The organism is Flavobacterium panacis (assembly GCF_024649945.1).
Taxonomy (GTDB): Bacteria; Bacteroidota; Bacteroidia; order Flavobacteriales; family Flavobacteriaceae; genus Flavobacterium; species Flavobacterium panacis.
This window is the reverse complement of record NZ_JANKMS010000002.1, coordinates 611,693-629,827: the sequence shown is the minus strand read 5'-3', so window position 1 is coordinate 629,827 and position 18,135 is coordinate 611,693. Positions and strand designations below refer to the sequence as shown.

Below are 18,135 nucleotides of genomic sequence, written 5' to 3'. Positions count from 1 at the left end.
TTAGCACTAGTGTTTTATTTGCTGCATAGTAAATAGGTTTATCGTCTTAATAAACTTTTATTTATTAAAAGTTGCAATATTGTGCAAATTTGCATAATATTGCAAAATAAAATTAAGATATGGATTTGTCTATTAAAAAATCGATTACAGCTATAAGAAGCATTTTTTTTGTGTGCGGACTCACACTCTCCAGCTGGGCACCAATGGTACCCTTTGCCAAAAGCAGACTTTTACTTGATGAAGCAGGATTAGGAATTTTGTTGCTTTTTTTAGGTACGGGAGCACTAATTATGATGCCCGTCACAAGTTATTTAAGCCAGCGTTTTGGAAACAGAATAATTATCCTTTTCGGAGTTCTTGTAATTGGAGCAACGCTTCCGTTTCTTGCCGTTCTCAGCAATGTTTATCTAATGAGTTTTGCACTGCTTTTGTTCGGATCTGGGATTGGAATGATAAATGTCGCTATGAATGCTTCAAGTGTTCAGCTGCAGCGAATTTCTGGGAGGCCAATTATGTCATCTCTGCATGGATTGTTCAGTGTCGGAGGTCTGTTCGGCTCACTTATAATTGGTTTTTTAATCAAAACAGGGCTGGAGCCACTCATTGCCGCAATTATTGTATCAATATTAGTTCTTTTGACAGTTGGAATTAACTACAGCAAACTTTTGACTTTTTCACAGGAAAAGGAACTAAATCCTAAAAATATAGAAGAGCCAGCGGGAAAATCATCGAGATTTTCATGGTTAAAATTCAATATTTTGTTTTTAGGCTCAATGGGTTTTATCGTATTCATGGTAGAAGGCGCAATGCTGGATTGGAGCGCTCTGTTCTTATTTGAAAACAAGGGAATAGAAGAAAGCTGGTCAGGCTTGGGATATGCAGTTTTTTCAATGGCAATGGCTGGAATGCGACTTTTCGGAGACAGAATAGTGGATAGATTTGATTCTGCAAAAGTTGTAACTGCGGGTGCCATAATTGCAGGAAGTGGAATTATGGTAGCAGTAGTCTGCAATGGGATTTTACTGCCCCTAATAGGATTCTTTTTGTTAGGATGTGGAGCTGCCAATATCATTCCTGTTTTTTTTAGTGAGGCTGGCAAATTAACCAATATTAAAACGGCGACTGCAATCGCAGTTATTACCACTATGGGATATTCGGGCCAACTTCTCGGACCAGTGGGAGTTGGATTTATCGCCCATAGTTCTTCACTTTCAGAAGCACTTCAAGTTTGTGCGATCTTGCTTTTTGCCGTAGGAGCACTCTTCAGCTTTACATACAAAGGAGATAATGGGACTGACAGTAATACAGTTGAGGTAGACAAAACAGAAATAAAAGTTAAGGAAGAATGCGAAATGGAGGTTTAAAAGGTCAATCTACTTTTTGAAATCCGGAAGCATTCTGGAAAAGTTAATTTGTTTTTCCTTCACGTAAGGAGATGAGTTAAGTTAAGTTGGGGATTACCGCAGTGGAGACTGCGGTAATTTTATTTTATAGGATCATGAGTTTTTTGTTTCTGTAAGGATCTAATTTTTTATCTGAACTAGCCAGTTCGGTAATTAAAATAGAAATTTCTTCCATAGGACACACCCTGAAGGATTCAGTTTCATCTAGTTTATCTTTCAAGGTAAGTGCAACAGTTTTTTTAGCATTTTTATGCATTGCGCTTTTTATATCAGCATCCCCGATAAATACTGCAGTAACTCCATTTTTGCTGTCGATAACACATGTGCCCAACAGGTACAAGTCTGCAAAATATTTATTGATTTCTTCGCATGCTTTTGCGCCTTCGGTGGTTTGTGTTGACGGATTATACAATCCCCCAAGAACTATCAATTCAACATTTTTGTGATTTGATAAGACCGTAGGCAGTGCCAGGTTATTGGTGATAATCGTTAGTTTTATATCTATGGGAAGTTTGGATGCAACAATGCAGTTTGTGGTTCCCCCGTCCATAAAAATGGTTTGGTTTTCCTGTATTAGCCGCTGGGCTTTGAGTGCGACTATTTCCTTTTTGTCTGCCTTAAACGACCTTCTGTCGGCAAAGGTCAATGGGTTCTTCGTAATTGAGATGGCTCCGCCGCGAACTTTGGATAAAAGACCGTTGTTGTGAAGAGCATCGATGTCTCGGCGAACGGTATCTTCAGATACATTAAGCGCTTCTGCCGTTTTATCATATTGAAGTTTTCCCTTTTTTGAAAGCAGATCCAGTATTTTTCCAAAACGTTCTTCTTTAATCATTTTCCGGATTTAAATTTTAAATATTAAGTAAATTTATATCTTTTGTGGAGATCTTCAATGACTTCATAATGATAAATATTTGCATTGTTAATAGTTTCAATGGGAAAACTGCTTGAAGAGGCTATTGAAATGCCGTTTTTCAGACTGGCTGAAATTTGTGCTGGTCTGTCTTTAATCAATAGTGAGAGGGAAGGCGCAACAACATTTTTTTCGATTAAAGCCAGTAGTGAATCTCCATAGTTTTCTTCTGAAGTAAGATGTGTGTTTGTTTCATCAAAATAGTAGTGCAGTCCTGTAAGGAATAGTTTTCTCTGTAATTGCTGATGATCTTGAGAGGTTAGAAGCGAAATTTTGCAGTTTGTCGTTTCAAGGAATTTTTTTACTCCAGGCAGACTTTCCAATCCATGGAAAATCTCATTTTCGAATTTTCTAACCAGTTCACTTTCAAATTCTTCATGAAAATCTGTTTGACACGTCTTTTGAAGTATGACTGCCGCGTCTTCTATATCTAGTCCGCCAAAGAGCTTAATGAGCTTGTCTGGATGCATATCTATGCCCTGGCCTTCCAAGACATCGAGAATGACAGAAATCAAAACGGTATCGGTGTTAACTAATATGTTGTCACAGTCAAAAATGATATGCTGAATTTTTTTATTGCTTAAAAAGTTCATATTCTTTTTTTTGAAATTGAATTGCTGAAATCTCGTTCAGACGTATATTTGCAAAAATACGCAAAATTGCAAAAATACGCAATATTTTATTGAAAGCGTCATGCCATCAAACAAAGGATTATTTGGTTAATCTCTTTTGAATGTGAGAAAAAGGCAGTGCTGCTATTGCATTGTCATAAAAAAAGCTGCCTACATGTGGCAGCTTTTTGAAAATATTAATTTAAAAGGTAGCTAATTAATTATAAGTGAATTTAGCTTTTTTTACATCGCGGCTATTGGTTCCAATCATCAGCTCAAAATCGCCAGGCTCGGCAGCATACTGAAGATCGTAATTGTAAAACTTAAGGTCTTCCGGCGTTATTTTAAAGATTACCTCTTTAGTCTCTCCAGGTTTTAAGGTAATTTTTTCAAATCCCTTAAGCTCTTTAACCGGTCTTGTGATACTTCCAACAAGGTCTCTAATATAAAGCTGGACCACTTCCTGGCCTTCTCGTGTGCCAGTGTTTCTAACTGCAATGGAAGCGGTTATACTTCCCGTATCTGACACTTTGGTGGCATTTAACTTGATTTCGCCGTATTCAAATTTTGTATAGCTCAGACCGAAACCGAAAGGGTAGAGCGGTTCATTGCTGACATCTATATAATTGCTGCGGAATTTCTCGAACCACTTGCCCTCAGGAAGCGGTCTCCCAGTATTTTTGTGATTATAGTATATCGGAATCTGACCGACATTCTGCGGAAATGTCATCGGAAGTTTACCACTTGGGTTTGTATCCCCGAATAATACGTCTGCAATTGCGGGAGCAGCTTCAGAGCCTCCAAACCATACATTTAATATGGCAGGCACATTTTTTTCCTCCCAGGAAAGGGTAAGCGGTCTTCCGTCAAAGACTAGAAGGACTACGGGCTTTCCTGTTTTTAAGAGTTCAGCAAGCAGTTTCTGCTGTACGTCAGGAATATTTAGGTCGGTTCTGCTGCTGGATTCACCGCTGAACTCGGAAGATTCTCCTAGTGCAGCTATAATGACATCAGATTTTGACGCAACTTCTATCGCTTCCTGAATCATCTGCTGATCAGTTCTTTTTTCATTTTCCCTTCCAAGTCCTCTTTCAAACATTGTTGCTCTTTTCTCCAATTCAGGATCCTCCGTCAGATGGCTTCCTTTTGCATACAGTACTTTTACATCTTTTCCTGCAGATGCCTGAATTCCTTCAACCAGCGTAGCGGGCTTTTTAAGATCGACAGAAACGCTCCAAGTTCCGGGCATATTTGATCTTGTAGAAGCCAGTGGGCCTATTACCGCAATCGTTCCCTGTTTTTTCAGAGGCAGTATGTTGTCATTTTTAAGCAGTACGAAACTCTCAGCAGCTATTTTTCTTGCAAAAGCCCTATTGTCTTTTGTGTAGATATCTTTGGCTGGTCTATTTACGTCAATGTATTTATAAGGATTTTCAAATAAGCCCATTTTGTATTTTGCCTCAAGCACATAGCGGCATGACCTGTCTATTTCATTTTGGCTAATTTTACCCTCGTCGTAAGATTTTTTTAATGTTGCCAGATAGCTTTCGCTGATCATGTCAAGATCCACGCCAGCTTTTAAAGCTTTTGCTGAGACTGTCTGAAGATCACCTATTCCGTGGTCGACCATTTCGCTTATACCGGTATAATCGGTCATGATCGCTCCGGTGAATCCCCATTGTTTTCTCAATACATCGTCAAGGAGCCATTTGTTGGCAGAGGCGGGTAGCCCGTCAATATCGTTAAATGAGGTCATAACGCTTCCAACACCTGCATCAACAGCTGCTTTGTACGGATACATATATTCATTAAACATTCTCTGCCTGCTCATATCAACAGTGTTGTAATCCTTGCCGGCTTCACTTGCGCCATAAAGGGCATAGTGCTTCACATTCGCCATAATCTGCGAATTGGTGCGGTAGGTATTATCGCCCTGATAGCCTTTGACCATGGCTTTGGCAATTTCACCGCCCAAAAAAGGATCTTCACCGCTTCCTTCGGAAACTCTTCCCCATCTTGGATCTCTTGATACGTCCACCATTGGACTGAAAGTTAGGCTTATTCCGTCTGCACTAACTTCTTTTGCTGCAATTTTTGCTGATTCTTCTATGCCTTTCATGTTCCATGTCGCGGCAAGTGCCAAAGGTATGGGAAAACCTGTTTCGTATCCATGGATTACATCCAAAGCGAAGAAAAGGGGAATTTTCAGTCTGCTTTCTTCTACAGCAACTTTCTGGATTTCCTTAATTTTCTGGATTCCCTTCAAGTTAAGAACAGCCCCAACATTTCCTTTTCTTACCTTCTCTGCAATATTGCTGTTTTTTGCCTGCCCTGTAGTGACATCGCCTCCCCCGGGAAAGTTAAGCTGGCCGATTTTTTCATCGATGGTCATCTTATTCATCAGACTGGTTATGAACTTATCCATTTTCAGTTTTTCCTTTGGGGGCAGATTCTGTCCATAAAAGTTTACCGCTCCTGCAAGAATGCAGATGGCTGCTAAAATCTTTTTCATTTTAATGTGATTTGTGAAATTAAATATTCAGTAAAGTGATGGATGTAAAACTAAATCTTAATTAGACGGAAAATATCAGCGATAAAAAAAATAAAGCGGATTTTAAATTTAACTTTCTGTTTTTTAGTTGTTTATGTGTTTTTTAGGGGAGAAAAATATAGTGTTTATGAAAATTTCATGATTGATTATGGCTGATTTCTCCAATGCACATAACCATGTTTTCAAACTGATCCCGATCTATTGCAGACTTGTTTCTGGTTTTTGTTCGGTAGGCGTATATGGTATTGAGCGAATACCTCAGGAATGCGGCAATCTTTACGCTGTCTTTTATTCCCAGCCTTATCAGGGCAAAAATTCTCAGCTCTGTGTTGAGCAGTTCTCCCTGTTTTAGAACAACCTGCTCGCCAATAATTAGAAGCGAATTGAACTCAGTTACAAAAGTAGGGTAGAGGTTCAAAAAAATCTGATCAAAGTTTCTGTAGAACTCGGCAAGTTCCTGATCAATGTAGGTGTTTGAATTAAGGGTTTGGAAGAGGTCTTCGAGCTGATTTTTCCTCACTTTTTTATTCAGTGACTTTCTGTAGAGTTCCAGCTTATTAATGTAAGAGGAGCACGTATCAAAGAAGTATGCTATATATTCTTCTTTTATTCGATTTGATTCAAAAAGTTTGTCATTGAGCTCTTGGAGCTGTCCGTTTGTGCGGGTGATTTCAAAATTTGAAATAGTGAGGTTGTCTGAAGCTTCCGTCAGCTGTTCTTTGATTCTTGTAACTTTTTTCATCTGGCGGTAAATGAAAAATATTAGCAGCGCTAGAATCAGAGAAAGAATTCCAATGAAAATGGATAGCCGCATCAATAGTTTTTTGCTTTTAATCTCTTTTTCCACATATGCCTTATTGATAATGGAATACATCTCCGACATATTGAGAGTACGAAATTTCACGTTGCAGAAAATCGCGTCATCTACAGCTGATTTTGTAAAGAGGTAGGCATTGTCCAAATCTTGCATGCGGTAGAAAATTAAGGCCAGATCCTGAAATGAGGCATTGTCTTTTATTGCGTTTCGGGTATCCGCCAGAGCCGAAATCAGAAAATATTCGATCTGTTTTTCAGATTTTGCCTTTATTCCATATACCTGTCCAAGCAGATAAGTGCACATTGCATAATCCGCTTCATCTTGCTTGAGAGAAGAAACGAGTTTTAAAAGCATATTTTCAGCCTTTGAAAAATCCTTTTGGAAGATGTATTTCTGCGAGAGGTTGATTTTATAGGAGTTTGAGCTTTCCTGCAGATTCATTAGAAGCGAATCCCTGTATTTCTCTATCAGGTTCTGATTTCTTTTGCTATAATTATTTGCAGTATAATGTTCATAAAATCTGCTGTAAGTGCCGTAGTACAGCGCTTTCAGTGTAACGGAAAGATTTTTAGGTTTGACGGCTTTTAGCAGCTCTTCTGATTCCTTATATTTTCCGGCTGTAGAAAGCAGGTGCGCATGCTGCAGATTCGACTCGACGATGAGATCAGAATTCTTCAGCTTAGCGGCAATCAATTCATTCTTCTCGACATAAGCCACTGCAGAATCAATCTGGTAGTTTTTGTAAAGCTTGTAAATGTTCTGGTTATTGTCATAAATATCTTTTAAAGTATTGTGCCTGCTATTTTTAAGCAAATTTATTACCTCTTCTTTTTTCCGAGCATATTCATCTTTGTGTGATATTTCTCGGGTAAGCAGTTCAATCATTTTGGCATTTTGAGTGTATCCGGCTGTCGAAAAAAGAATTACAGCGAAAAGGAGAATTGTCTTCATTCTGATATAGTGTTAAAAAACTGCAGAGTTAAAAAAGATTAAAACTGCTTTCCGTTTTTGTGCAACGGAAAATAGCGGCTAAATTATTTGTTTTTTTTTGGACCTAAATTGACGCTCGTCATTTTAGTTGCAGAAACCTCACGGTATTTTTGCGGTCTTTGCTGTTGCGGCAGCAGGATTTTGAATAACATATTAAGAAATTTAAAAATGCAGAAATTTTATTTAATCTTAAGTGCGGTAATACTGTCAAGCGTACTATCGGCCCAAGAGATTACTTCGCCAAACGGAGATGTTTCCATGAAATTTTCACTTGAAAATAATGGCGTCCCAACCTATTCTTTAAAGTTTAAAAACAAGAACGTCATCAAGCCAAGCCAAATGGGATTTGAATTGGCACAGGAAGGAGGCCAGCGAACATTTGATGACTTTTCAGGAAGTGCCCAGGATAAAAAAGACAACTCTCTTTTTGATAATTTTTCAATTCTTGAAACAACCAGAAATTCTTTTAACCAGAATTGGAAGCCGGTCTGGGGCCAGACCAAAAACATAGAGAATAATTACAATGAGATTGCATTTAAGCTTCAGCAGAAAAACTCGGGCAGAGTTATGATTGTGCGCTTCCGAGTATTTGATGACGGATTAGGCTTCAGATATGAATTCCCTCAGCAGAAGGCCATGTCGTTTTTTACTGTGAAGGAAGAGATGACCCAGTTTGCAATGACTGGAGACCATACTGCCTATTGGATTACTGGAGATTACGATACGCAGGAATACGACTATACTGTTTCAAAACTTTCTGAAATCAGGAAGCTCAGCAAAGTGGTAAGACAGAATAATGTCTGCCAGACTTTTTTCTCAGATACCGGTGTACAGACATCCCTGCAGCTTAAAACTGCAGAAGGGTTGTATATTAACCTCCATGAGGCGGCTCTCGTTAATTTTGGAGCCATGCATTTGAATCTGGATGATAGGACATTTATATTCCAGTCTTGGCTTACCCCAAATTCAGATGGAACAAAAGGACATCTCAAAACACCTTCAAGTAGTCCATGGAGAACAGTGATTGTCAGCGATGACGCCAGAAAGATACTTTCTTCTAATATAACGCTGAATCTAAACGAACCCAGTAAAATTGACGACACATCCTGGATAAAGCCTATGAAATATGTTGGCGTATGGTGGGAAATGATAGTTGGAAAAAAAGGCTGGGCCTATACGGAACTTCCTTCAGTTGATTTAGGGGTGACGGATTTTTCTAAATTGAAGCCAAAAGGAAACCATGGGGCAGAAACGCAGAATGTAAAAAAATATATAGATTTTGCATCAAAGAACGGATTTGACGGAGTTCTGGTTGAGGGATGGAATGAAGGATGGGAAGACTGGTTTGGGAATTCAAAAGATTATGTGTTTGATTTTTTGAGCCCATATCCGGATTTTGACATCAAAGAAATCCACAGATATGCAAAAGAAAAGGGTGTAAAGATGATCATGCATCACGAAACTTCCGGTGCCACTCGTAATTACGAGCGCCATCTGGATAAGGCTTATGCACTGATGAATAAATACGAATATCCGGCAGTTAAGGTGGGCTATGTGGGAAGGATTCTCCCTGCGGGTGAATTTCATTACAGCCAATGGACCAATAACCATTATCAATATGCTTTAGAAAAAGCGGCGGAATATAAGATAATGCTAAATGCGCACGAGTCTGTCAGACCGACTGGACTCAGCCGTACGTGGCCAAATCTGATAGGAAATGAAGCGGGGAGAGGAACCGAATATCAGGCATTCGGTGGAAATATGGTGCATCATGTGAATATACTGCCATTCACGCGCTTAATTGGAGGACCGATGGACTATACGCCAGGAATATTTGAAATGGACATCAGCAAAATGAACCCAGGCAATGATTCGCATGTTAACAGCACTTTAGCCAATCAGCTGGCGCTGTATGTTACAATGTGGAGTCCGCTTCAGATGGCTGCGGATATGCCAGAGAATTACGAGCGCTTCACTGATGCTTTTCAGTTTATTAAAGATGTCGCCGTTGACTGGGATGATACTCGTTATCTAGAGGCAGAACCTGGTGAATACCTAACTGTTGCCCGAAAAGCAAAAGGTTCGGAAAAATGGTTTGTTGGAAATACGGTATCTGAAAAGGCATTTACGTCAAAGATATCATTTGATTTTTTGGATCCCGGAAAGAAATATATCGCCACTATATACTCTGACGGCAAAGACGCGCACTATAAAACCAACCCGCAGTCATACAGCATCCGTAAAGCTATAGTAACCAGCAGATCAAAACTGGCACAGTTTTCTGCACCGGGGGGAGGGTATGCAATCAGCATTGTTCCTGTTGAAGATGGAACGAAAACCAAAGGTTTGAAGCAGCTTTAATGCTTGTTAAAAAGCCTGCAGATGTCTGCAGGCTTTTTTCTTTGCCGTTTTCTTAGGATCTTCCTGCCCGGATTCTGCTCAGGGTCTCTGGCGTCATCAGCAGATAGGTTGCTATATATGCAATGGGCGCTCTGCGCATAGCTTCAGGATATTCTTCGCAAAAGCGTTCGTAACGTTCTTTGGAGCTTAAAAATCTCCATGAATCTGCTTTTCTCTGGGAGACTACAAGATCAGATTCAAATATGCTGCGGTAGAGACGGTTTATGTCCGGAAATCTGTCGCACAGCTCCTTGAATCTTTCATAATCCAATAAATATATTTCGCAGTCTTCAAGCGCCTGGATCATAAGTGATGTCGGCTCTTTCAAAAATAAGCTTTCGATGCAGAAAACCATCTCCTGCTCGCATGCGAAATGCTCTGATATGTCCCTTCCGTCCTTATAGTAGAACTGTCTGACCATGCCGGTTCGGATAATGTATAGATCTGTGCATTTTTGCCCATATTCGAGTATCATGCTTTCTTTACTGTAGGTTTTTCTAATCAGAATTGACTGCAGTTTGCCCAAGGAGAGGTCAGTTAAAGCGACATTGTGCTTTTTTAAAAATTGATCTAAAGCTTTCATTTTTATATTGTGATGTGTTCCAGAATTATTTTCCCGTCTTTTTTTAGTATGATTAATTTGGCAGGCATCCTAAACTGGACATGATTTTAAATCCATGCGATTTTCTTTAGCGAACAATTGTTTTAATTGTTCTGCAAATCTTATTACTACTGAAAATTTTGCAATCATAAGCAAAATTGCATAAATTTGCAAAATATATATATTTTAATGGATTAATTATTTAAAGATCATTTATTTATGAAGATTGAGCATTTGGCCTTATGGGCTGACGATATAGAAGCGGTTAAGGAATTTTATGTCAAATATTTTGGAGCTGAAAGCGGAGAGAAATATACCAATGAAAAAAAAGGATTTACTGCCTATTTTTTAAGTTTTAATCAAGGCGGATGCAGATTGGAGGTAATGAACAGGCTCGATATCAGCGTAGAGCCGGAAAGAAGAGGTTTCAGTAAAGGCATAGCGCATTTTGCCATTTCTGTGGGAGGAAAAGACGCTGTGAATGAACTGACAGAAAGACTTCGAGCAGATAACTTTACAATTGAAAGCGAACCGCGCACGACGGGAGATGGGTATTACGAAAGTGTCGTGCTTGATCCAGAGGGGAATTACGTAGAGATATCGGCCTAAATTTAGAAAAATACAAAATGATGAAGGCTATAATATTTGATTTTGGAGGGGTTCTAATCGATTGGAATCCGTCCTATTTGTATAGAAAGGTTTTAAGCGAGGAAGAAATGAATTGGTTTCTTACCAACATCTGCAATGAAGAATGGAATAGGGAACAGGACAGGGGGAGAAAATTTTCTGATGGCATTGCTGAACTTAAAGAGAAGCATGCTAATTACGCTTCCTATATCGAAATGTACTACAACAGATGGGATGAGATGCTTAATGGGGAAGTTTCGGGAACAGCGAAGATTTTAGGTGAGCTCAAAAAAAGCTACAAAATCTATGGGCTGACAAACTGGTCGGCTGAAACCTTTCCCATTGCCTTCTCAAAGTTTGCATTCTTTCAACTGTTTGACGGAATCGTTGTTTCGGGGCAGGAAAAGCTTATCAAGCCTGAAGAGGATATTTTCAGGCTGCTTCTGAGCCGCTTTGATCTTAAAGCTGAGGAATGCATCTTTATAGATGACAGCAGGGAGAATGCTGCGGCTGCCGGCAGGCTTGGATTCGTAAGCATCCATTTTAAGGATTCGCAGCAGTTAAAAGAAGATCTTCTACAGTTTGGGATCATCTCATCTGATTGAAGTAAACCGTATAGAGTTATCAGCTGAAGTAAGCCGTCTTAATGCGCTGGAATACATTATCTTTTATTCTCTTTCCTGAAATAAGGATAAAATGAATATCGGCATAAGGTGAAAGAATCGATAGGTGTCCTGACTGGCGTGAAATTTCAATGGGGCTTTCTGCTGAATTGTCGATTGATGAAGCATCCCCATCTTTTACTATGTAGACCAGCACATTGTTCTTTTCGGGAGCATCAATGACGAATCTGGTGCCGAAATTGAGCTGGACGTCCAGGATAGTCAAGTCTTTTGAAGCTGAAATTTTAGATTTTATATTTCTGAATCTGCCTACAAGAACACGTACAATGCTGTCTTGGTCTCGGAAGACGGGCAGGCTGTTCGGTTCATAAAAGAAGCTGGTCTTGCCTGACAGTGTTTCTTTTGTAGTCAATTTTAAAAATATCTGGAGGCCATGAAGCAAAGACTCATTTTTTAAAGTTATGCCATTTTCTATCAAACCGTTCCCGCCAACATTGAGAAGGATGCCGCCAGGCTTTAATGTCTGCAGTGCTTGCTGGGATGAGCCATAGATAATTTCGCCTGCGCTGTCTTGGAAAATATAGGTAATTGAATTGCAGTCCATATGTTTTATGCTTGGGTAAAGCGGAGAATTAATATAGAAATGATCCAGCGATATAATCGGACCAATCTGTTGTTTTAAGACCGATGCAGTCACATTAGAAGATAAAAAACTGGAATATTTTTTTCTCATTTTTGACGCATTGATAACTGTAAGATGATTGTTTTTACGCATAGAAAGCTATTTGGCAAATCCTGTAATTAATAACAAGGGCAGGCCTTTTCAAAGACCTGCCTCAATTACTTAACTAACCAACCTCAATTATTTATTTAAATAGAAAAGATTAAAATTATGACCAAAACTTTAGACTGTCGACATCCAAGATTTGGCATTAAACTCAGGCTTTACAGGCCTATAATTTCACAGCTGCATTTCTCCAGTGTGATTTGAATAAATTAATAATATTCAAAGCCAGAATTTAATGTAAGCGGAACTGTTATTAATTGCTATAAAATACTAGATGTAAATTTAAATAGAGGCTAAAGAAGCTGCAATAGTTAAAAATAACCATGAGATTATGAATGATAAGTTCACACAAAAAAATATAAATAAGCTCCTGTTAGGACAGAAATTCTCCTCCTTTGCTTTGGAAGACGAGCTGGAGAATCTTAAGAGCTCATTAAGGGAATTCGTAAAAATCGACAACTGTGTTGCCGTGCTTTCAGATTTTAAAGATGACAGAAGTTTTGTTTTCGCGGGAAGCTTTGCTTCTTTTTTCGGCATAAGCAACTTGGAGCAGAATATAGATTCTGCCTTTGAAGATTTCATTTTCGAGAAAATCCATCCCGCTGATCTGGAATTGAGGCATAAACTGGAAGTTCAGTATATAGACCTTCAGCTTTCTTTGCCCTCTTCTAAAAGAATCGAATATAATACCGAATGCAGGATCCGTGTACAAAATCAAGAAAAGGAATATCAATATATTATGCATCAGATGCGATATCCCCGCAGTCTGCCTGACGGCACAATCTGGCTGGCAGTCTGCCTGTATTATCCGGCAATGAACCAGAGTCTGACTGCAGGGATCGACGGTGTTATCTATAATAATACTACAGGAAAGGTCGTTAATTTTGACAGTACTGCAGAACCGGAACAGTCTTCAATCTCAGAAAGAGAACTTGAAGTTTTGACATTAATTTCGCAGGGGCTTCTTAGTAAGAATATTGCCTTTCATCTTCAAATTTCTGTTAATACTGTCCACAGGCACAGACAGAATATCATCAGTAAAATGAAGGTCAGTAATGTAGCAGAAGCGGTAAGTAAGGCTAAATTAATCGGCATCTTAGCAAACCGATAATAGGAGCAATAGAATTAATGGCGGTATTTTAAGTCTAAAGCTAGTAATGTTTTGAACCTAAACTTTTAAGTTGTTCTTTTTCTGTTTTTTATTTTTTGTCTTAACTCTACATGCACCGATTCTGGACCGATTTTGTATTAAAGGTATTTAAATTTTTCTAGATCTACTTCTTTCTCTAATTTACTCGAACCTAAAGATACTAGGTGCTGATTTTACAGACCATTATCTGTTTAACAATCAACGTACCACGATTTTGCACAAAACTTAAATTGGCGAAAAATCATTAAAATTATGCCTTAACCTTATGCTGCAAAATTGTGGCAATTTCATGACTGAAGCTGCTGTATCTTTAGTATCTGCAGTTGGATTTTTTTTTACAGGACATTATACCTAGAAAGAAAACCATTATTAGGAAAACTGAATTTTTCATAATTTAAAATGGAGTTAGTTTTGCAAAAGTTTATGATTACATCATTTAAAATTAGTGAATAGTGATCTATTGTGCTCTTTCTTTTTACAAAACATTGTTTCAGATTATAATTTGAAATAAGGTTTTAGTCTTGGTAACTACATTAAATACTTAAAGGTATAATTCCAATGAAGGAAATCATCTGTACTTATCCATCAATTTTTTCATGTCTTCTTTTATGTTTAGGTCCAGCACTTTGGCATAATGCTGTGTCTGCAGTATATTCGCATGCCCCATCATTGATGAAACGTTTTCTATTCTGATGCCGTTTCCCAAGGTGACTGTCGTTGCAAAAGTATGCCGTGCTGTGTACCATGTCAGTTTCTTTTTGATGCCGCATAATGTTGCAATTTCCTTGAGGTATTCATTCATTTTCTGATTTGATATGGAAGGCAGAAGTGTTGGCTGCAAATGCTTATACTTATGAATTATTCTGCCTGCAGGAGGAAGAAGGGGGACATTTTCATGCATTGAGGTCTTTGTTCTGTTTGCTAGAATCCAGAGATCATCGTTATTGTCACAAACAAGATTTTCTTCCTTAAGAGCAGAGGCATCTGCCGGTGCGTACCCTGTGTAGCAGCAGAATATGAAGATGTCTCTGGTTTTGACTAACCGACCTGCAGTAATTTCCTTTGTTTCTATCGTTTTTAATTCTTCAGGAAATAGATAAACAGCGTCGGTTTCAAATACCTTGCCTTCGTACAGGTCAAATGGGTTTTTGGTGATTAAGTCCGATTTGAGGGCATAGTTGAATGCAGTCTTGTACATGCGCATGTATTTTACCGTTGAATTGTTCCTGATTCCTATATGGCCTTTAAAAGTGCTCTGGTACCTAAGAAATAATTCCAGTTTATTGATAAAATTGCCGCTTATTGATTTCCACCCTACATCACCTTTCTTATATTCTTCATTGATAAAATTCGACAGCAGGTCTTTAGACCGCTCATATTTGCTTAGGGACGCACGGGATCTTTCATCATGTTTGACTTTCCGGCTGAAATAATCGATATGGAGTTCCAAAATCTTTAAGGCAGTAATTTTGTCTGGTGTTTTGCCGTTAAGTTCATTTTTGAGTCCAACTAGGGAAAAGTCCTCGTCTCTGCGAGTGATTTCATTATATTTCTTTTCAATTACCAATTGGAAAGCATCAAGGCTTCTGCGGAGCGTTTTTTCTGTTTCCATTCTGAGAACCCTGCGCAGCTTGTTTGTAAAATCCCATCTTTCTTTAGTAATGTAATGGCCGGTTGCCATTGTTATGGAATCATGTCCATGCCAAAGCCGCACATAAACAGGAGATTCATTTTTCCAGTTTAGCTTTCCAGGTTTAAGAAAAAAATAAATCTTCAGCATGATTCACCGGTTTTCAGTTTGGAAAAATAAGAAAAATAAAGGTCTGAAAATTTTATGGATTTACCTATTCATGATTTTGAAAACAAGCTGGTTAAAGTTTGAGTTCAAGCTTGAAAAATCTATTTTTTTTGATAATAATAGGGACACTGATAGGGACACAAAAGTATGCCTTATGATTTCAGGTTTTGAGGATCTGTAATTGCAGAAGAAATAAATTCTCCTGTGTTTTCGGGGCTTAAAAGGGGAATAAACTATCTTTGGATTATGGGTTCGAAAATAAAAGGCATCGCCTAAAAACGCCGAGACCCTTAGTGTTTACTAAGGGTCTCGTGTTCAGCGGAGAAAGAGGGATTCGAACCCCCGGACCTGTTACAGTCAACAGTTTTCAAGACTGCCGCATTCGACCGCTCTGCCATTTCTCCAGTATGTCGCATATCATTTTCTGATTGCGGGTGCAAATATAGAATGTTTTTTTGATTGTAAAAAATTTTTTTAGACTATTTGTAAAGAAAATAATATCTGTATGCTAATTTTAGAAAAATAAGCAACAGAATTTAGATGTCTGAGCTTTTTTAAAGTGAACAATTCCAGATTTATAACTCAAAATTGACAGGTTTTATTGGGCTCTGTTTTTTATAGAAAAACAATTTGATGTAATCTTGACTAAAGAAAAATAAAAATCCTAGAAATTAAAATAATAAATCTTTTTTAGTTTATGGTTTGAAATTTATCAGATAAAAATTACGGAAACAAAATGTTTAGTATTATTCTTAAAATGAGATATACTTTTTTGTAATTATAAATTAGATTTCTATAGTATTTATATGTTAGATGTCTTAAATTTGCCCGCTGTGAAGTAAATCTTTGCACAGGTTGTTTTTATTAGAAGATTGGTCGGTTTTTATTACTTTTTAGTTATCATTCCATTTTCCAATGTTAGTTAATAAGAGCATCCAACACTATACAAGGCCCCCAAGTCTTTAAGCTGCTATTATAAAATGAAGATGAGAGTTAATTGGATAATTAGCTCAACCTACCTATTTGAATTTTTTAGAATGATTAATTGATTTCACGAGTAAACAGCAAGCTGCAAAGCTTAATTTTCTTTATATTTATATGCGCTTATCCTCCATTCTCCTCCTTTTTGCATTTTTGATTTCTATTGAATTTGGCTATTCCCAAGTTTCAAAATTTGATCAAGTTTTTGATCAAACTTCTAAGGTACTTTTAAGTTCAGATCCTGAAAAGGCACTGCGAAATACTGCTTATCTTTATAAGATTGCAGCCAATAATACGGAGCGTGTCAAGGCTTCTATGCTTAGAGCAACCCTTTTACGTCAACATGGTATGCGTAATGAGGCTGTTGAGGCTTTAAAAAGAGCTGATAGTTTGGCTGTAATAGATAAGAATTATACACTACAGGCAAGGATAAACGGGTTTCTTTCGACAATTTACCGTGAATATGAAATTTACAGTCTTGGGAAAGTTTATTTGCAAAAAGCAATTGCAATTAGTAGAAAAATCGTAGATAAAAACGAAAAATATAAGTTTCAGGGAAACTTATCACAGGAAAAAGCCTATTACGAAATGTCCACTTCAAATTATTCTAAAGCGATTTCGGATCTTAAAGCTGGTACACGATTATTTGAATTGACAGACTCTGGTATTGATAAAAAGTTTCAATTTGCAGTCAATGATGAACTGATTGCAAAAAATTATCTTTTGCTAAATGACGTTGAATCAGCCTTAGAGTATTATAAAAAAGCGGAGAAGGAACTTGCAGAGTCAGAATCTTCGAATAGTCCACTGAAAGGGTTTGTATTAAATGGTTTTGGAAATGTTTATGCAAATTTAGGCGATTATAAAAAGGCATTAACTTATTACAATCAAGCGGAAGAGATTGCAAATATCTCAAATTTCTTCACATTAAAACAGGAGGTATATGCCTCTTTAATGCAGTTTTATAAAAAAACCGATTATAAAAAGTATATTGAGTATAATGAACTGAATTTAAAGCTAAAAAAAGACGAGGAAGACAGCCGTAAATCAAATACAGACCAGTTAATTAAGACACTAGGAGAGGAGCAAGTAGCTAATCAGTCTAAGTATGAGAATATTAAGGTGATTGCTATAATCTGTTTTATTATTTTAGTTACAATATTGATTTATGTGTTTAGAACAAAAAAAGAGCCTATTAAACCTAAAGCCATTGTTGATGATAAGGAAATAATTAGTAATGAAGAAGAAATAAAGGCTAAGGAGGAAACTTCTAAGGAATACATGTCGGAGGCAACAGAAAGTGCTATTTTGGAGAAAATAGAAAAGCTGGAGGAAACTCATTTTTATCTTGATAAGGATATTTCGTTAAATTATGTTGCGGTAAAACTTTCTATAAATCAGCGTTATATATCCTATGTTATAAATAAAAATAAATCAAAAGATTTTGCAGGATACATAAATGAGTTACGAATACTTTATATTACAGATCGTTTGAAAAATGATAGTAATTTCCTGAAATATAAAATAAGTTTTCTTGCAGATTTATGTGGTTTTTCTTCTCATAGCAGATTCACTACTACCTTTAAAAAAGTGACAGGAGTTTCTCCTCAAAGTTATATTAATGATCTTCAGGAAGAACGCGATAAGGAAAAACAATAATCTGTATTTTTTGTTTAAAAAGCATGCTGGAAAAACATCAATTTGAAAAGTCAAATTGATGTTTTTTTTGTTTTTTAGATAGTACTGCTTTTTATAATTATCATCATTGAATCGAATAAACTAGGATTCAATTTGCACTAGAAACAAGCTTTTTTGCTGGGTTTTTGTTGCTTTAAAGAGAAAAAGCGGCGATTTTAATGAATGAAAAGGATTACGGATTTGAG

At 37.4% G+C, this 18,135-nt stretch carries 13 protein-coding genes and 1 tRNA gene; 6 read left to right on the top strand and 8 right to left on the bottom strand.

Annotated features, from left to right (window positions below; translation table 11 throughout):
• Window positions 1–119 precede the first annotated feature (119 nt).
• The gene (locus NQQ59_RS07585) at window positions 120–1,364 is read left to right on the top strand and encodes an MFS transporter (RefSeq protein WP_144215048.1); all 1,245 of its coding nucleotides are present in this window, start codon (window positions 120–122) and stop codon (window positions 1,362–1,364) included.
• Between the two features lie 124 nt (window positions 1,365–1,488).
• Here the strand turns inward: NQQ59_RS07585 and NQQ59_RS07580 are convergent, their stop codons facing one another.
• The 4 genes from NQQ59_RS07580 to NQQ59_RS07565 all read right to left on the bottom strand — a co-directional run bounded on the left by NQQ59_RS07580 (window position 1,489) and on the right by NQQ59_RS07565 (window position 7,246).
• Window positions 1,489–2,238, bottom strand: a complete 750-nt coding sequence (locus NQQ59_RS07580) for a DeoR/GlpR family DNA-binding transcription regulator (protein WP_144215047.1) — start codon at window positions 2,236–2,238, stop codon at window positions 1,489–1,491.
• A gap of 23 nt (window positions 2,239–2,261) precedes the next feature.
• Window positions 2,262–2,909, bottom strand: coding sequence for an HAD family hydrolase (locus NQQ59_RS07575; RefSeq protein WP_144215046.1), 648 nt, complete (start codon window positions 2,907–2,909; stop codon window positions 2,262–2,264).
• A gap of 235 nt (window positions 2,910–3,144) precedes the next feature.
• On the bottom strand, window positions 3,145–5,439 hold the full coding sequence (bglX, locus tag NQQ59_RS07570; protein ID WP_144215045.1) for a beta-glucosidase BglX: 2,295 nt from the start codon (window positions 5,437–5,439) through the stop codon (window positions 3,145–3,147).
• Window positions 5,440–5,614: 175 nt separating this feature from the next.
• Window positions 5,615–7,246, bottom strand: coding sequence for a DUF6377 domain-containing protein (locus NQQ59_RS07565; RefSeq protein WP_144215044.1), 1,632 nt, complete (start codon window positions 7,244–7,246; stop codon window positions 5,615–5,617).
• A 207-nt stretch (window positions 7,247–7,453) separates the two neighbouring features.
• Between NQQ59_RS07565 and NQQ59_RS07560 the strand changes: the two genes are divergently transcribed.
• Window positions 7,454–9,646 carry a glycoside hydrolase family 97 protein gene (locus NQQ59_RS07560; protein ID WP_144215043.1) on the top strand — a complete coding sequence of 731 codons (2,193 nt, stop codon included), beginning with the start codon at window positions 7,454–7,456 and terminating at the stop codon, window positions 9,644–9,646.
• A gap of 52 nt (window positions 9,647–9,698) precedes the next feature.
• On the opposite strand, the gene NQQ59_RS07555 is transcribed toward NQQ59_RS07560, so the two are convergent.
• Window positions 9,699–10,268, bottom strand: coding sequence for a Crp/Fnr family transcriptional regulator (locus NQQ59_RS07555; protein ID WP_144215042.1), 570 nt, complete (start codon window positions 10,266–10,268; stop codon window positions 9,699–9,701).
• A gap of 237 nt (window positions 10,269–10,505) precedes the next feature.
• Here NQQ59_RS07555 and NQQ59_RS07550 point away from each other — a divergent pair, with 237 nt between their 5' ends.
• Both NQQ59_RS07550 and NQQ59_RS07545 read left to right on the top strand, forming a co-directional pair.
• The gene (locus tag NQQ59_RS07550; protein ID WP_144215041.1) at window positions 10,506–10,895 is read left to right on the top strand and encodes a VOC family protein; all 390 of its coding nucleotides are present in this window, start codon (window positions 10,506–10,508) and stop codon (window positions 10,893–10,895) included.
• Window positions 10,896–10,912: 17 nt separating this feature from the next.
• Entirely contained in the window at window positions 10,913–11,518 is a 606-nt protein-coding gene (locus NQQ59_RS07545) for an HAD family hydrolase (RefSeq protein WP_144215040.1), read from the top strand.
• Between the two features lie 19 nt (window positions 11,519–11,537).
• Here NQQ59_RS07545 and NQQ59_RS07540 read toward each other — a convergent pair whose 3' ends face one another.
• A complete protein-coding gene (locus NQQ59_RS07540; RefSeq protein WP_144215039.1) occupies window positions 11,538–12,311 on the bottom strand; it encodes a pirin family protein in 774 nt (257 codons plus the stop codon).
• 343 nt (window positions 12,312–12,654) lie between these two features.
• On the opposite strand from NQQ59_RS07540, the gene NQQ59_RS07535 reads away from it, so the two are divergent.
• Window positions 12,655–13,434, top strand: a complete 780-nt coding sequence (locus NQQ59_RS07535; RefSeq protein ID WP_144215038.1) for a LuxR C-terminal-related transcriptional regulator — start codon at window positions 12,655–12,657, stop codon at window positions 13,432–13,434.
• Between the two features lie 607 nt (window positions 13,435–14,041).
• Here the strand turns inward: NQQ59_RS07535 and NQQ59_RS07530 are convergent.
• Together NQQ59_RS07530 and NQQ59_RS07525 are read right to left on the bottom strand one after the other, a co-directional pair.
• Window positions 14,042–15,253 carry a site-specific integrase gene (locus NQQ59_RS07530; RefSeq protein WP_144215037.1) on the bottom strand — a complete coding sequence of 404 codons (1,212 nt, stop codon included), beginning with the start codon at window positions 15,251–15,253 and terminating at the stop codon, window positions 14,042–14,044.
• Window positions 15,254–15,590: 337 nt separating this feature from the next.
• Window positions 15,591–15,675, bottom strand: a tRNA-Ser gene (locus NQQ59_RS07525).
• Between the two features lie 694 nt (window positions 15,676–16,369).
• On the opposite strand from NQQ59_RS07525, the gene NQQ59_RS07520 reads away from it, so the two are divergent.
• A complete protein-coding gene (locus NQQ59_RS07520) occupies window positions 16,370–17,911 on the top strand; it encodes a helix-turn-helix domain-containing protein (RefSeq protein ID WP_144215036.1) in 1,542 nt (513 codons plus the stop codon).
• Window positions 17,912–18,135 lie beyond the last annotated feature (224 nt).

Excerpts from the sequence above, each read along its gene's own strand:
- NQQ59_RS07550 (WP_144215041.1), top strand. The coding sequence starts at position 10,506 with ATGAAGATTGAGCATTTGGCCTTATGGGCTGACGATATAGAAGCGGTT.
- NQQ59_RS07535 (WP_144215038.1), top strand. The coding sequence starts at position 12,655 with ATGAATGATAAGTTCACACAAAAAAATATAAATAAGCTCCTGTTAGGA.
- NQQ59_RS07580 (WP_144215047.1), bottom strand. The coding sequence starts at position 2,238 with ATGATTAAAGAAGAACGTTTTGGAAAAATACTGGATCTGCTTTCAAAA.
- NQQ59_RS07575 (WP_144215046.1), bottom strand. The coding sequence starts at position 2,909 with ATGAACTTTTTAAGCAATAAAAAAATTCAGCATATCATTTTTGACTGT.
- NQQ59_RS07585 (WP_144215048.1), top strand. The coding sequence starts at position 120 with ATGGATTTGTCTATTAAAAAATCGATTACAGCTATAAGAAGCATTTTT.
- NQQ59_RS07520 (WP_144215036.1), top strand. The coding sequence starts at position 16,370 with ATGCGCTTATCCTCCATTCTCCTCCTTTTTGCATTTTTGATTTCTATT.
- bglX (WP_144215045.1), bottom strand. The coding sequence starts at position 5,439 with ATGAAAAAGATTTTAGCAGCCATCTGCATTCTTGCAGGAGCGGTAAAC.
- NQQ59_RS07555 (WP_144215042.1), bottom strand. The coding sequence starts at position 10,268 with ATGAAAGCTTTAGATCAATTTTTAAAAAAGCACAATGTCGCTTTAACT.
- NQQ59_RS07530 (WP_144215037.1), bottom strand. The coding sequence starts at position 15,253 with ATGCTGAAGATTTATTTTTTTCTTAAACCTGGAAAGCTAAACTGGAAA.
- NQQ59_RS07540 (WP_144215039.1), bottom strand. The coding sequence starts at position 12,311 with ATGCGTAAAAACAATCATCTTACAGTTATCAATGCGTCAAAAATGAGA.
- NQQ59_RS07545 (WP_144215040.1), top strand. The coding sequence starts at position 10,913 with ATGATGAAGGCTATAATATTTGATTTTGGAGGGGTTCTAATCGATTGG.
- NQQ59_RS07565 (WP_144215044.1), bottom strand. The coding sequence starts at position 7,246 with ATGAAGACAATTCTCCTTTTCGCTGTAATTCTTTTTTCGACAGCCGGA.
- NQQ59_RS07560 (WP_144215043.1), top strand. The coding sequence starts at position 7,454 with ATGCAGAAATTTTATTTAATCTTAAGTGCGGTAATACTGTCAAGCGTA.